Below are 12859 nucleotides of genomic sequence, written 5' to 3'. Positions count from 1 at the left end.
TCGGGTCCACGCCCTGCCCGGCTACCTGCCATGCAGCGGCAAGCACCCGAAGCCCGTCAAAGAAAAACCCCGCTCGAAAGCGGGGTTCCCATCACCACGTCGGTAGCGCCGGATCAGTCGGCCTTGGCCGGCTTCTCGACCCGTGCACTGCCCACCGGGTTACGCGGATCGCTACCGCCGTACAGCGTGTTGGTGCTGCGGTCCCATTCCACCGTCTGCAGGTTGCCCCATACATGGCTGGAGCCACGCCCGCCTGCGGCGCTGTCGCCGGGCAGGTCGATCTTGTGGCCCATCGCCTGCAACTGCTTCACGGTCTCCGCGTCGAAGGTACCGTCCTCGGCTTCGATCAGGTCCGGCAGCCACTGGTGGTGGTAGCGCGGCAGCGCGGCGACCTGCTGCGCGGTCAGGCCATCGTCGTAGCCCAGGATGCCCAGCAGCACCATGGTGATGATGCGGCTGCCACCCGGCGTGCCGATCACCACCACCTTGTCGTCCTTCTCCATGAAGGTGGGCGTCATCGAGCTGAGCATGCGCTTGCCCTTCTTCGGCGCATTGGCCTCGTAACCCATCACGCCAAACGCGTTCGGGGTACCCGGCTTGAGCGCGAAGTCATCCATCTCGTTGTTGAGCAGCACGCCGGTGCCGGCCGGGATCAACCCCGAGCCGTACAGCAGGTTCACCGTCTGGGTGCCGCCGACGCGGTTGCCTTCGGCGTCGATGATGGAGAAGTGCGTGGTCTCCTCGTCTTCCAGCGGCGTCGGGTTGCCCGACAGCAGGTCGCTCGGCGTGGCCTTCTCCGGATGGATGGTCGCGCGCAGGCCCTGCGCGTAGTCGCGGCTGGTCAACACCTTCTGCGGGATGTCGACGAAGTCCGGGTCGCCCAGGAAGAAGGTGCGGTCGCGATAGGCGCGGCGCATCGCTTCCACCACCAGGTGGGTACGGTGGGCGGCGTCCATCTTGCCCAGGTCCCAGCCTTCCAGGATCTGCAGCATCGATGCCAGCGCGATGCCACCGGAAGACGGCGGCGGCGCGGTGGTGATCTTCCAGTCGCCATAGTTGAAGACGATCGGCTCACGGGTCTTGACCGTGTAGCCGGCCAGTTCCTCGGCGGTCCAGCGACCACCGGCCTGCTTCACGCCGGCCAGCAGCCTGCGCCCGGTCTCGCCGCGGTAGAAGCCGTCAAAACCACGGTCGGCCAGCAGCTGCAGCGTATGCGCCAGCTCGGGCTGCTTGAACACGTCGCCTTCGGCGATCGGGCGACCATTGCGCAGGTACACCTCGCGCGTCCCGGGATAGCGTTCCATCACCTCCGCACGCGAGGCATAGCCCCGTGCCATGCGTGCGTACACCGGGAAGCCGTCGGTGGCGACGCGGATGGCCGGCGCCAACGAATCCTTCAACGGCAGGCGGCCATGCTCGCGGGCAATCTGCACCAGCGCCGCCGGCAGGCCGGGGATACCGGCCGACCACGCACCGTTGACCGAGCGGTCGCGGTCCAGGTCACCGTTCTTGTCCAGGAACTGGTCCGGCGTGGCGGATTCGGGCGCGGTCTCGCGCGCATCCAGCATCACGTCCTTGCCGGTCCTGGCGTCGTGCAACAGGAAGAAACCGCCGCCGCCCAGACCCGAGCTGATCGGCTCGACCACGGCCAATGTCGAGGACACGGCCACCGCCGCGTCGAATGCGTTGCCGCCCTTGGCCAGGATTTCCATGCCGGCATCGGTGGCCAGCGAATGACCGCTGGCGATCACCGCACCATCTGGATGGGCCGCGCGCGCCGGCGCGGCCTCCGACGCCCACACGCTCGGGCTCAACAGCAACGCACACAACAACAGGGAACGGGCGATGGGTTTCATGCCTGCGGGTTCTCCGGTTCGTAAAGTTCGGGATGATCACGCTGCAGCCCGTGCAACTTGGCCAGCAACTGATCCTGTGTCTCGGGGATGTCCGGGTCCGGGTCGATGCATTCGACCGGGCAGACCACCACGCACTGCGGCTCGTCGAAATGGCCGACACATTCGGTGCAACGGGCCGGATCGATCACGTAGATCGTCTCGCCCATTGAAATGGCCTGGTTCGGGCAGGCGGGCTCACAGACGTCGCAGTTGACGCAGAGCTCATTGATTTTCAGGGACATGCCACTTCCTGCCTTCCCGTTGCGACGGGACGTTCAACCAACCACGCCGCTCCCGGTGCAGGAGCGGCCTCAGCCGCGAGGCTGACAAGGCTTCCACGAAGGAACGCCTGCAATCACATCACCGCCGGTGTTGCCTGCGTCGCCTCCAACGCCTGCCACCCGCGCCTTGAAGCAAGGCAGGGCCGCATCGCGGCCCTGCCCCATGGCATTACTTGGCTTCGACGAAGATGTAGTCGGCGCCGGTCGGCTTGACGATGGTCTGCACGCGGGCGTTGTCGGCGGCATCGCCGATGAACACCACGCGCACGTTCTTCATCGAATCAGCCTGCACGCCCTTGAAGGCGGCTTCGATCATGTCGGCCATCTTGGCCGAGGCCGAGGAACCGAAGGCCAGCATGTTGCCCGGCTGGATGCCACGGCCGATGGCGGTGGTGGCGCTCTCGACCTGGCGGTCGTACTTGGCGGCGAATTCCGGGTCCGATTCCGGCGGGAGGTAGTACAGGAACGGGCTGGCGGTGATGTTGCCCATGTTCTGCACGGCCACGGCCTGCAGGTACTTCTTCCAGCCCGCATCGTCGTCCTTGGCCGGGGCAACCAGCGCCTGCTGGGCTTCCGCCACCGGAGCGGCCTCTTCCTTCTTGCAGGCGGTGAAAGCCAGCACCATCGAAGCGGCCAGCATCACGCGCATCGTGTTCTTCATGTTTCTTCTCCCTTTTGAGGTTCTGTACGGCTGTTCGGATGTTTCACTTGCCCGCGCGGGCTTCGCGGGCCTTACGCAACGCTTCCAGCACGGTGGCCGGCACGAAGCCGGACACATCGCCCCCCAGCCGGGCGATTTCGCGCACCAGCGAGGAGGAGATGAAGCTGTGCTGCTCCGACGGGGTCAGGAACAGGGTCTCGACCTCGGGGATCAGGTGGCGGTTCATGCTCGCCATCTGGAACTCGTATTCAAAATCGGACACCGCGCGCAGGCCACGCAGCAGCACGCCGCCATGGCAGGCGCGCACGAAATGGGCCAGCAGGGTGTCAAAGCCCACGACTTCCACGTTGTCGTGGTGCTGCAGGGCTTCCACCGCCAGCGACACACGCAGCTCCAGCGGCAGCGTGGGGCCCTTGGACGGGCTCTGCGCCACGCCGACCACGATCTTCTCGAACAGCGGCGCAGCGCGGTTCACCAGGTCGATGTGACCGTTGGTGATCGGGTCGAACGTACCCGGGTAAACGGCAATGCGGCGGTTGGGCGTGGTCATACGGGTTCAGTCGCGTTCATGTCGCCGCGAAGTGTAACAGTGGCTTGCCGATACAGGGCATAGGCCACATCGCGAGTCCCCCCTTCGCGGTGCAGGCTCCAGCCTGCCGGCAGTGCCGGCATCGATCCGGCCGGGGCCTCCATGTACAACCAGGCATCGTCGGCCAGGTGCCGTGGCAGGCGCGCGATCACCTGTTCCCACAGACCTGCCGCGAACGGAGGGTCCAGGAACACGATGTCGGCCCGCACCGGCGATGCACTTTCCAGCCAGCGCAGGGCGTCGCCGCTGACCACCTCCACCTGCGCGGCCGCATCCAGCCGGGACACCATGCCCCGCAATGCCGCCACCAGGCCCGGGTCGCGTTCGACCAACTGCGCCGAGGCCGCGCCGCGCGACACCGCTTCCAGCCCCAGCGCACCGCTGCCGGCGAACAGGTCCAGGACCCGCGCACCGGGCAACTTGGGCATCAACCAGTTGAACAGGGTCTCGCGGACCCGGTCGCTGGTGGGACGCAGCCCCTGGACCTGCGGCACCTGCAGGCGGGTATTGCGCCATCGGCCACCGATGATGCGCACCTGCCCGGTACCCGTCGGCGGCGCACCGCCAGCGCGCCCACGGCTCATGCGGCCCCTCCCGGCAGGGCCAATGGCAACGGTCGGAGAAGGGAAGGCATCGGCAGGCACCCACAGGACAGCTGAATCAGGCCGCAGATGATAGACCAGCCCCCGTCCCGGGTGCCGACCTTGAAAATCGCCCATTCACCCCTACCCCTGTGTCAGCCGCCGCGCCGGGCGCGGCACCTCAGCCACGGAGCATCCCCGACCGATGAACGCACAGAACCACAAGGAAACCCGCGGGTTCCAGACCGAGGTGAAGCAGCTGCTGCACCTGATGATCCACTCGCTGTACTCGAACAAGGAGATCTTCCTGCGCGAGCTGGTGTCCAACGCCGCCGATGCCAGCGACAAGCTGCGCTTCGAGGCGCTGACCCGGCCGGAGCTGCTGGAAGGCAACGGCGAGCTGCGCATCCGCATCGAGGCCGACCCGGCCGCCCGCACCCTGACCATCGACGACAACGGCATCGGCCTGAGCCGCGATGAAGCCATCGCCCACCTGGGCACCATCGCCAAGTCCGGCACAGCCGAGTTCCTGAAGAACCTGTCCGGCGACCAGAAGAAGGACTCCAACCTGATCGGCCAGTTCGGCGTGGGCTTCTACTCGGCCTTCATCGTCGCCGACCAGGTCGACGTGTACAGCCGTCGCGCCGGCCTGCCGGCCAGCGAGGGCGTGCACTGGTCCTCGCGCGGCGAAGGCGAGTTCGAGGTGGAAACCATCGACAAGCCCGAGCGCGGCACCCGCATCGTGCTGCAACTGAAGGAAGGCGAGGAAGGCTTCACCGACGGCTGGCAGCTGCGCAGCCTGATCAAGAAGTACTCCGACCACATCGGCCTGCCGATCGAGCTGCAGAAGGAACACCACGGCGAGGAAGCCGACACGCCGGCCACGCCGGAGTGGGAAACCGTCAACCGCGCCAATGCGCTGTGGACCCGTTCCAAGTCCGAGATCTCCGACGAGGAGTACAAGGAGTTCTACAAGCACATCGCGCATGACCCGACCGACCCGCTGGCGTGGAGCCACAACAAGGTCGAGGGCAAGCTCGAGTACACCTCGCTGCTGTACACCCCGGGTCGTGCGCCGTTCGACCTGTACCACCGCGATGCGCCGAAGGGCTTGAAGCTCTACGTGCAGCGCGTCTTCATCATGGACCAGGCCGAGCAGTTCCTGCCGCTGTACCTGCGCTTCATCAAGGGCGTGGTCGATTCCAACGACCTGCCGCTGAACGTCTCGCGCGAGATCCTGCAGTCCGGCCCGGTGATCGACTCGATGAAGTCCGCGCTGACCAAGCGTTCGCTGGACATGCTGGAAAAGCTGGCCAAGGACCAGCCCGAAGCCTACGCCGGTTTCTGGAAGAACTTCGGCCAGGTGCTGAAGGAAGGCCCGGCCGAAGACTTCAACAACCGCGAGAAGGTCGCCGGCCTGCTGCGCTTTGCCTCCACGCATGACGCCAGCGGCGAGCAGAGCGTGGCGCTGGCCGACTACATCGGCCGCATGATCGAAGGCCAGGACAAGATCTATTTCCTGACCGGCGAGAGCTTCCAGCAGGTCAAGGACAGCCCGCACCTGGAAGTGTTCCGCAAGAAGGGCATCGAAGTGCTGCTGATGACCGACCGCATCGACGAGTGGCTGATGAGCTACCTGCACGAGTTCGATGGCAAGTCGTTCGTGGACATCGCGCGTGGCGACCTGGACCTGGGGAAACTCGAAACCGAGGAAGACAAGAAGGCGCAGGAAGAAGTCGCCAAGACCAAGGAAGCCCTCGTCACGCGCCTGAAATCAGCATTGGGCGAGGACGTGGCGGAAGTGCGCGTCTCGCACCGCCTGACCGACTCCCCGGCCATCCTGGCCATCGGCGAGCAGGACCTGGGCCTGCAGATGCGCCAGATCCTGGAAGCCAGCGGCCAGAAGGTGCCGGACAGCAAGCCGGTGTTCGAGTTCAACCCGGCCCACCCACTGATCGAGAAGCTGGATGCCGAGGCCGACACGGACCGCTTCAACGACCTGGCCCACGTGCTGTTCGACCAGGCCGCGCTGGCCGCGGGCGATAGCCTGAAGGACCCGGCCGGCTACGTCCGCCGCCTCAACAAGCTGCTGTTGGAGCTGTCGGTCTGATTGACCGGGAGCGGGCCTTTGGCCCCCTCCCTTTCGCGCAGCGAAGGGGTGGGTTGGGCAGGGGTAAGCTTTTCATCCCACCCCAGCAATACAACAGCCGCCGCCCCGCGCGCCGGCCGTTGCGCTGACGCAAGGGGCGTTCATCGGGGCGCGAACCCGTGGTTCGCAAGCGCCCCTCTTCGTCCCTTGAACGGGAGAGCGGCTTGAGCCCCCACCCTTTCGCGCAGCGAAGGGGTGGGTTGGCGAGGGGCAAGCTTTTCACCCCACCCCGGCGACACAACCGCCGGTGGTAGCATATGCATCTGATTTCAGGCCTTTTTCCTCCATGTTCAGCTTTTTCCGCCGCAAGAAGACCGACGACGCCCAACCGCCTGCAAAGCCGTCCACGCTGAGCGCGGAAGACCTGGCCGCCGCGTTCCCGAAGGCACCGGCCGAAGCCTCGGCAGAAGCCGACCTCGCCGAGGCGTTCGTCCAGCCTCCGGTTGAAGCGCCTCCCGCAGAAGTCGTCATCGCCGAAACCCCGGTCCAGGCCGAGCCGGCCACCGAAGCCGCGCCGGAGCCCATCGTCGTTGCCGAACCCGCGCCGGTCGCAAGCGCACCAGCGCCCCAGGCGAAGGTGGTACCCGCTCCCGCCCCCCTCGCCTATGAAGACGTCGCCGCATCGAGCGCGACCGAAACCGATGACGCCCTGATCCCCGCCAACGCCGCCCCCGCCGCACCGGCCGGCAAAGTCGGCTGGCGCGACCGCCTGCGCAACAGCGTGTTCGCCCGCAGCTTCGGCGGCCTGTTCTCGCGCAACCCCAAGCTCGACGACGACCTGCTGGAAGAGATCGAGACCGCGCTGATCACCGCCGACGTCGGCGTACCGGCCACCACCGCGCTGGTGGAAAGCCTGCGCAAGCGCATGAAGTCGCGTGAATTCGCCGATGCCAACGCCCTGCTGGCTGCACTGCGCGCCGACCTGATCGCGCTGCTGCAGCCGGTGTCCCAGCCGTTGGTCATCGACACCCAGGCCAAACCGTTCGTGATCCTCACCGTTGGCGTCAACGGCGTGGGCAAGACCACCACCATCGGCAAGCTGGCCAAGCGCTTCAAGGACCAGGGTCACAGCCTGATGCTGGCCGCCGGTGACACCTTCCGCGCCGCTGCCGTGGCCCAGCTGCAGATCTGGGGCGAGCGCAATGGCGTGGCCGTGGTCGCGCAGGGCCAGAATGCCGACGCCGCCTCGGTCGCCTTCGACGCATTGCAGGCCGGCAAGGCCCGCGGCACCAGCGTGCTGATCGCCGACACCGCCGGCCGCCTGCACACGCAGACCGGCCTGATGAACGAGCTGAGCAAGATCCGCCGCGTGCTCGGCAAGATCGACGACACCGCACCGCACGAAGTGCTGATGGTCATCGACGGCACCACCGGCCAGAACGCGCTGTCACAGGTGCGCCAGTTCCATGCCGCCGCCGGCGTCACCGGCCTGGTGGTGACCAAGCTGGACGGCACCGCCAAGGGCGGCGTGGTATTCGCGCTGGCCCGCGAGTTCGGCATCCCGATCCGCTTCGCCGGCATCGGCGAGCGCCCGGAAGACCTGCGCGTGTTCGACCCGGAAGCCTTCGTCGACGCCCTGCTGCCGCAGGCGCTGGGCAGCAACTGACCTGAAGCCCCTCTCCCGCGTGCCGGAGAGGGGGTGAGGGCCCATGGGAGCGAAGCCCCCACGCAGCACCAGCGCCCCCCCTGCCCTCATCCGCCCCTTCGGGACACCTTCTCCCGCAGGGAGAAGGGCTTCAAAGTCGCCATCGCCTGCGAGTCCATGTCCAGCTTCCCCAGCCAACTACTGACCTGGTTCGACCAGCACGGACGCCATGACCTGCCGTGGCAGCATCCGCGTTCGCCGTATCGGGTGTGGCTGTCGGAGATCATGCTGCAGCAGACCCAGGTGGCCACGGTCATCCCGTACTTCCACCGCTTCATGGAGGCATTCCCCACCCTTCCTGATCTGGCCAGGGCCGACAACGACACGGTGATGGCCAACTGGGCCGGCCTGGGCTACTACGCCCGCGCCCGCAACCTGCATGCCGCGGCGAAGCAATGCCTCGAACGGCATGACGGTGACCTGCCACGTGACTTCGATGCCCTGCTCGCCCTGCCCGGCATCGGTCGCAGCACTGCCGGCGCCATCCTCAGCCAGGCCTGGAACGACTCGTTCCCGATCCTTGATGGCAACGTGAAGCGCGTGCTGACCCGTTACCACGGCATCGTCGGCTTCCCCGGCCAGCCGGCCATCGAGAAGCAGCTGTGGGGGCTGGCCGCAGCGCATGTCGCCCAGGTGCCCGCCGGCCGCATGGCTGACTACACCCAGGCCCAGATGGATTTCGGTGCCACGCTGTGCACCCGCGCCAAACCGGCCTGCATCCTGTGCCCGCTGCAAGGCAACTGCGTTGCCCATGCCGAAGGACTGGTCGATGCACTGCCCACGCCCAAGCCGAGCAAGACCCTGCCCGAGCGCGAGGCCACGGCCTTGCTGCTGGAGGATGCCCAGGGGCGGATCCTGCTGCTCAAGCGCCCGCCGACCGGCATCTGGGCCTCGCTATGGACGCTGCCGCAGGCCGATACCGACGCACTGATGCGCGAATGGTTCGCTACCCACATCCAGGGTGATTACGACAATGCCGAAGAATTGCCGTTGATCGTGCACGCCTTCAGCCATTACCGGCTGCACCTGCAGCCCTTGAACGCCCGCAAGGTCGCCCTGCGTGCCCGGGTTGGCGACAATGCCGACCTGCGCTGGGTATCCCGCACGGAGCTGGCCAACCTCGGCCTGCCCGCTCCCATCCGCAAACTGCTTGAGCGCCATCGCGCGCACTGACACCACAGGACCACGCCATGCCCCGTTCCGTCTTCTGCCAGTACGAACAACGCGAAACCGAAGGTCTGGACTTCGTGCCCTACCCCGGCGATCTGGGCCAGCGCATCTTCGCCAACATCGGCAAGCAGGCGTGGGCCAGCTGGCTGGCGCACCAGACCATGCTGATCAACGAAAACCGGCTGTCGCCGCGCGACCCGAAGCACCGCGCATTCCTGGAAGAAGAACTGGTGAAGTACCTGTTCTCCGGCGGTGCCGAGAAGCCTGCCGGCTACGTCGCCCCCGAGGCCTGACACCGGGCAGGACGAGAGGTGCCGGGCCATGCCCGGCACCTGACGCTGCCAGCAACACCCCGCGGCGCCTGGCGCCGCGCTACCGTGTTGGTTACTTGTCTTCGGCCGTCTGGTCGGCGGCACGCTCGGCGACCTTGGCCTCGCGCAGTTCCTTCTCCGACGCCCGCAACGCCTTCACGTCCAGCGGCTGGATGCTCTCGATGCGGCATGGCACACGACCGACCGGCCCGCTGCCCAACACCACCACGCGGTCAAAGCGCGCCGACACCTGGCCCATCATGTTGGTGATGCTGATGGCCGGCGCGTAGGACAGGTCCATGCATGGCCCACTCAGGCTCAGCAGCCACGCCTCGCTCGGCTTGGTCCATACCGCCAACGCACTGTCACCCAGTTCGGTCCAGCCGTTGAACGAACCGAAGTACCGGAAGCTGTTCACCGGCGCGCCGGCGTGGGCGCGGTACAACTCCAGCCGCTCGCTGCTGCTCAGCTTCCCTGCCGTGGCACAGCCGGCCAAGGCTGCGGCAGCCATCAATGCGACAAGCACCTTCTTCATGGCACGACTCCTCTTACCGGGAAAGAAAACCACGCAACATCCAGGCAGGATCATCCTCCCGTCCGGGTGAATTGGCGAGAAACATCCCCGGCCTCAGACCTCGCTGCGCTCCAGCTGGTGCAGGCGGCCCTCGCGCAGCTCCAGCACCCGATCCAACTTGCGGGCCAGGCTGCGGTCATGGGTGACCAGCACCAGGCTGGTCTGGTACCTGCGGTTCAATGCCAGCATCAGCTCGAACACGGTGCCCGCGGTCTTGTCATCCAGGTTGCCGGTGGGTTCGTCACCCAGGATGCAGGCAGGATTGTTGACCAGCGCCCGCGCCACCGCAGCACGCTGGCGCTCGCCACCGGACAGCTCGCCCGGCTTGTGGTGCACGCGATGTCCCAGCCCCACGGCCTCCAGTATTTCGGTCGCCCGTTGACGGGCGGCAACAACCTTCTTCCGTCCACTCCAGTACGAGATGACACCCACCCCGAGCAGCCCTGCAAGCCACAACCCCAAGGCAAGCCACAGGAAGATCCAGTGCCCGGTCCTGACCGAGGCCAGCGTGGCGAAACAGACCGTCGCAATGCTCGTGGCCACCCAGCGGCGTCCGGGGACAGGGCTCTTCTCATCCAGCATCACCGGCATCATCACGTTTTCCAGCGCGGTGAACTCCGGCAGCAGGTGATGGAACTGGTAGACGAAGCCCAGCGAGCGGTTGCGCAGGCGACCGCGCTCGGTGTCGGACAACGCCGACATCCGGTGCCCGGCCACGTAGACCTCGCCCGCGGTGGGAATATCCAGGCCACCCAGCAGGTGCAGCAGCGTGCTCTTCCCGGCACCGGACGCACCGACGATGGCGACCGTCTCGCCGGGCTTCACGTCCAGGTCCAGCCCATCGAACACCGGCGTGTGCATCTTGCCCTCGGCGTAGGTCTTGCCCAGGCCCTCGGCGCGGATCACGGATTCCATCGGGTTCTTACTCATAACGCAGCGCCTCGGCCGGTTGGGTGCGGGCGGCGCGCCACGCGGGGTACAGGGTGGCGACAAAGCTCATCAGCAACGCCACGGCGGTGATGATGACGATGTCACTGGTCTGCATGTCGGTCGGCAGGCCGGTGATGTAGTACACGTCTTCCGGCAGCAGCTTGATGTTGAAGGCCGACTCGATCAGGCCGAGGATGCGCTCCAGGTTGAGCGTCAGGGTGATGCCACCGAGCACGCCGGCGATCGTGCCGAACACGCCGATCAGCGTGCCCTGCACCATGAACACCTGCATCACCCCGCCCGGGGTCAGGCCCAGCGTACGCAGGATCGCGATGTCGGCCTGCTTGTCGGTGACCAGCATCACCTGCGAGGACACCAGGTTGAACGCGCCCATGGCGATGATCAGCGACAGCAGAATGCCCATCACCGTCTTTTCCATGCGCAGCGAGTGGTACAGGTTGGCGTTCTCCTGGGTCCAGTCGCTGACCCGGTAGTAGCCGTTGAGGTTGATCGCCAGGTCGCGGGCCACGGTGTAGGCCTGGTCCATGTCATGCATCTTCAGGCGTACGCCGGTGACGCCGTCCATGCGCAGCACGCGCTGCATGTCCTGCATGTTGACGAAGGCCAGGCCGCGGTCGACCTCGTTGGAACCGGCCTCGAAGATGCCGCTGACGGTGAAGCGCTTGACCCGCGGCATCGCACCCATCGGCGTGCCCTGCACCTCGGCCAGCGTGGCGACCACGTTGTCGCCCACGTCCACGCCCAGCCACAAGGCCAGTTCCTTGCCCAGCACGATGTTGAACTCGCCCGGCTTCAGATCATCCAGCGAGCCCTTCTGCATCTTGTCGGCCAGCACCGACACCTTGGGCTCCTGCGCGGGATCCACGCCCTGCACGATGGCACCCTGCACGCGCGGGCCGGCCAGCATGCCCTGGATCTCGATGTAGGGTGCGGCACCGGCCACGCGCGGGTCCTTGATCGCCACATCGATGGCGTGCTGCCAGTTCGTCATCGGCTCGCCATCGGCGCTGACGGTGGCGTGCGCCGACATCTGCAGCAGGCGATCGCGGATTTCCTTCTGGAAGCCGCTCATGACCGCCAGCGTGGTGATCAGCACGGTCACGCCCAGCGCGATGCCGAGGATCGAGGCCATGGAGATGAAGGAGATGAAGCCGTTGCGGCGCTTGGCTCGCAGGTAACGCAATCCGATTGCGACGGGTAAGGGTTTGAACATGCGCGTGTGCCCGGGAAGTGCCGCTATGGTGCCATTGTCCCTGCTTGGCGGGAAACGGCATGGGCGCGCACGGCCAGACGCAGTTCACGTCGTCGTGCCTGCGGCAGGTTGTCCGGCCCGAACAGCAGGCAGCCGCGCCGCCCGTCGGATTGCCAGCGCAGCAGCACCAATGGCCCGCGTTCGAGCAATTCCAGCCGGTCCAGCGGCCGGTCGTCCAGCCGGGCCGGCTGCGCGCTGGCGGGGATCAGCAGTTGCACCACCGGCCGCTGCCATTCGCGGCGCACCAGCCGCCACGACCCTGCCAGCCCGAGCACAGCCAACGGCCAGGCCACGGGGGCCTGCAGGTCACACGTCAATGCCGCCAATGCGGCCAGCCCTCCCAGCAGCGTCAGCGCGGCCAGCAGCCAGCGTGAAGGCCGGCACTCATACCGGAAGGGAGCGGATATAGGAGAGCAGCTCTGCCTGCGGCGCATCCGGACAGGCCTCGTAGCCCATGGACCAACGCCACAACTTATCGTCTTCGGTTTCCAGCAACTGCAGGAAAACCGCGCGTTCTTCGGCAGGCGCCTGCAGCCAGCGACGGTCAAGGTACCGGCCGAACAACTGGTCCAGCTCGCGCATGCCGCGCCGGCAACGCCAACGCAGCTTCTTCAACAGGATTTCGTCTTCGGTCTGCATGGCTTCGGATACCTCGGATACCAAAGCCCCTCTCCCGCCGGGAAAGGGGTTGGGGTGAGGGTTGGAGCGAAGCTCCCGCGAAATCGATGGCAGCAGGCGTCGCCCCTACCCTCTTCCGCCCCTTCGGGGCACCTTCTCCCCAAGGGGGAAGGCATAACGCA

Annotated in this window: 14 protein-coding genes; 4 read left to right on the top strand and 10 right to left on the bottom strand. The window is 66.6% G+C overall.

The features are described 5' to 3' along the window. Positions 1-113 precede the first annotated feature (113 nt). The 5 genes from ggt to rsmD form a co-directional block, all read right to left on the bottom strand. The gene (gene ggt, locus VA603_RS04120; protein WP_323437991.1) at positions 114-1856 is read right to left on the bottom strand and encodes a gamma-glutamyltransferase; all 1743 of its coding nucleotides are present in this window, start codon (positions 1854-1856) and stop codon (positions 114-116) included. Then, complete coding sequence (locus tag VA603_RS04115) at positions 1853-2137, bottom strand: YfhL family 4Fe-4S dicluster ferredoxin (protein ID WP_132863071.1); 285 nt, start codon at positions 2135-2137, stop codon at positions 1853-1855. The genes ggt and VA603_RS04115 overlap by 4 nt, the downstream gene beginning before the upstream one ends. Before the next feature lie 208 nt (positions 2138-2345). Further along, on the bottom strand, positions 2346-2837 hold the full coding sequence (locus tag VA603_RS04110; protein ID WP_132863070.1) for a hypothetical protein: 492 nt from the start codon (positions 2835-2837) through the stop codon (positions 2346-2348). Positions 2838-2880: 43 nt separating this feature from the next. After that, entirely contained in the window at positions 2881-3387 is a 507-nt protein-coding gene (gene coaD, locus VA603_RS04105) for a pantetheine-phosphate adenylyltransferase (protein WP_192286016.1), read from the bottom strand. Next, the gene (gene rsmD / locus VA603_RS04100) at positions 3384-4010 is read right to left on the bottom strand and encodes a 16S rRNA (guanine(966)-N(2))-methyltransferase RsmD (RefSeq protein ID WP_323437990.1); all 627 of its coding nucleotides are present in this window, start codon (positions 4008-4010) and stop codon (positions 3384-3386) included. The genes coaD and rsmD overlap by 4 nt, the downstream gene beginning before the upstream one ends. Positions 4011-4212: 202 nt before the next feature. Between rsmD and htpG the strand changes: the two genes are divergently transcribed. The 4 genes from htpG (at position 4213) to VA603_RS04080 (ending at position 9264) form a co-directional block, all read left to right on the top strand. Next, the gene (gene htpG, locus VA603_RS04095) at positions 4213-6117 is read left to right on the top strand and encodes a molecular chaperone HtpG (protein WP_323437989.1); all 1905 of its coding nucleotides are present in this window, start codon (positions 4213-4215) and stop codon (positions 6115-6117) included. Positions 6118-6442: 325 nt separating this feature from the next. Then, positions 6443-7762 carry a signal recognition particle-docking protein FtsY gene (gene ftsY, locus VA603_RS04090; RefSeq protein WP_323437988.1) on the top strand — a complete coding sequence of 440 codons (1320 nt, stop codon included), beginning with the start codon at positions 6443-6445 and terminating at the stop codon, positions 7760-7762. 156 nt (positions 7763-7918) lie between these two features. Beyond that, entirely contained in the window at positions 7919-8974 is a 1056-nt protein-coding gene (gene mutY, locus VA603_RS04085; protein ID WP_323437987.1) for an A/G-specific adenine glycosylase, read from the top strand. Between the two features lie 17 nt (positions 8975-8991). Then, positions 8992-9264: an oxidative damage protection protein gene (locus VA603_RS04080; protein WP_132863064.1), complete on the top strand. Its 273-nt coding sequence runs from the start codon at positions 8992-8994 to the stop codon at positions 9262-9264. Positions 9265-9355: 91 nt separating this feature from the next. On the opposite strand, the gene VA603_RS04075 is transcribed toward VA603_RS04080, so the two are convergent. The 5 genes from VA603_RS04075 to VA603_RS04055 form a co-directional block, all read right to left on the bottom strand. Further along, complete coding sequence (locus tag VA603_RS04075; RefSeq protein WP_132863063.1) at positions 9356-9817, bottom strand: DUF6491 family protein; 462 nt, start codon at positions 9815-9817, stop codon at positions 9356-9358. A 93-nt stretch (positions 9818-9910) separates the two neighbouring features. Further along, a complete protein-coding gene (locus VA603_RS04070) occupies positions 9911-10786 on the bottom strand; it encodes an ATP-binding cassette domain-containing protein (RefSeq protein ID WP_323437986.1) in 876 nt (291 codons plus the stop codon). Next, positions 10779-12020 carry a lipoprotein-releasing ABC transporter permease subunit gene (locus VA603_RS04065; RefSeq protein WP_132863062.1) on the bottom strand — a complete coding sequence of 414 codons (1242 nt, stop codon included), beginning with the start codon at positions 12018-12020 and terminating at the stop codon, positions 10779-10781. The genes VA603_RS04070 and VA603_RS04065 overlap by 8 nt, the downstream gene beginning before the upstream one ends. A 23-nt stretch (positions 12021-12043) precedes the next feature. Further along, complete coding sequence (locus VA603_RS04060) at positions 12044-12493, bottom strand: hypothetical protein (protein ID WP_323437985.1); 450 nt, start codon at positions 12491-12493, stop codon at positions 12044-12046. After that, positions 12444-12698, bottom strand: coding sequence for an FAD assembly factor SdhE (locus VA603_RS04055; RefSeq protein ID WP_132863060.1), 255 nt, complete (start codon positions 12696-12698; stop codon positions 12444-12446). The genes VA603_RS04060 and VA603_RS04055 overlap by 50 nt, the downstream gene beginning before the upstream one ends. Positions 12699-12859 lie beyond the last annotated feature (161 nt).

It is taken from the genome of Stenotrophomonas capsici, from assembly GCF_034961085.1.
Taxonomy (GTDB): domain Bacteria; phylum Pseudomonadota; class Gammaproteobacteria; order Xanthomonadales; family Xanthomonadaceae; genus Stenotrophomonas; species Stenotrophomonas capsici.
This window is presented reverse-complemented; position numbering and strand designations above follow the sequence as displayed.

Excerpts from the sequence above, each read along its gene's own strand:
- VA603_RS04115 (WP_132863071.1), bottom strand. The coding sequence starts at position 2,137 with ATGTCCCTGAAAATCAATGAGCTCTGCGTCAACTGCGACGTCTGTGAG.
- coaD (WP_192286016.1), bottom strand. The coding sequence starts at position 3,387 with ATGACCACGCCCAACCGCCGCATTGCCGTTTACCCGGGTACGTTCGAC.
- VA603_RS04070 (WP_323437986.1), bottom strand. The coding sequence starts at position 10,786 with ATGAGTAAGAACCCGATGGAATCCGTGATCCGCGCCGAGGGCCTGGGC.
- mutY (WP_323437987.1), top strand. The coding sequence starts at position 7,919 with ATGTCCAGCTTCCCCAGCCAACTACTGACCTGGTTCGACCAGCACGGA.
- ggt (WP_323437991.1), bottom strand. The coding sequence starts at position 1,856 with ATGAAACCCATCGCCCGTTCCCTGTTGTTGTGTGCGTTGCTGTTGAGC.
- VA603_RS04080 (WP_132863064.1), top strand. The coding sequence starts at position 8,992 with ATGCCCCGTTCCGTCTTCTGCCAGTACGAACAACGCGAAACCGAAGGT.
- VA603_RS04075 (WP_132863063.1), bottom strand. The coding sequence starts at position 9,817 with ATGAAGAAGGTGCTTGTCGCATTGATGGCTGCCGCAGCCTTGGCCGGC.
- ftsY (WP_323437988.1), top strand. The coding sequence starts at position 6,443 with ATGTTCAGCTTTTTCCGCCGCAAGAAGACCGACGACGCCCAACCGCCT.
- VA603_RS04055 (WP_132863060.1), bottom strand. The coding sequence starts at position 12,698 with ATGCAGACCGAAGACGAAATCCTGTTGAAGAAGCTGCGTTGGCGTTGC.
- rsmD (WP_323437990.1), bottom strand. The coding sequence starts at position 4,010 with ATGAGCCGTGGGCGCGCTGGCGGTGCGCCGCCGACGGGTACCGGGCAG.
- VA603_RS04065 (WP_132863062.1), bottom strand. The coding sequence starts at position 12,020 with ATGTTCAAACCCTTACCCGTCGCAATCGGATTGCGTTACCTGCGAGCC.
- htpG (WP_323437989.1), top strand. The coding sequence starts at position 4,213 with ATGAACGCACAGAACCACAAGGAAACCCGCGGGTTCCAGACCGAGGTG.
- VA603_RS04060 (WP_323437985.1), bottom strand. The coding sequence starts at position 12,493 with ATGCGCCGCAGGCAGAGCTGCTCTCCTATATCCGCTCCCTTCCGGTAT.
- VA603_RS04110 (WP_132863070.1), bottom strand. The coding sequence starts at position 2,837 with ATGAAGAACACGATGCGCGTGATGCTGGCCGCTTCGATGGTGCTGGCT.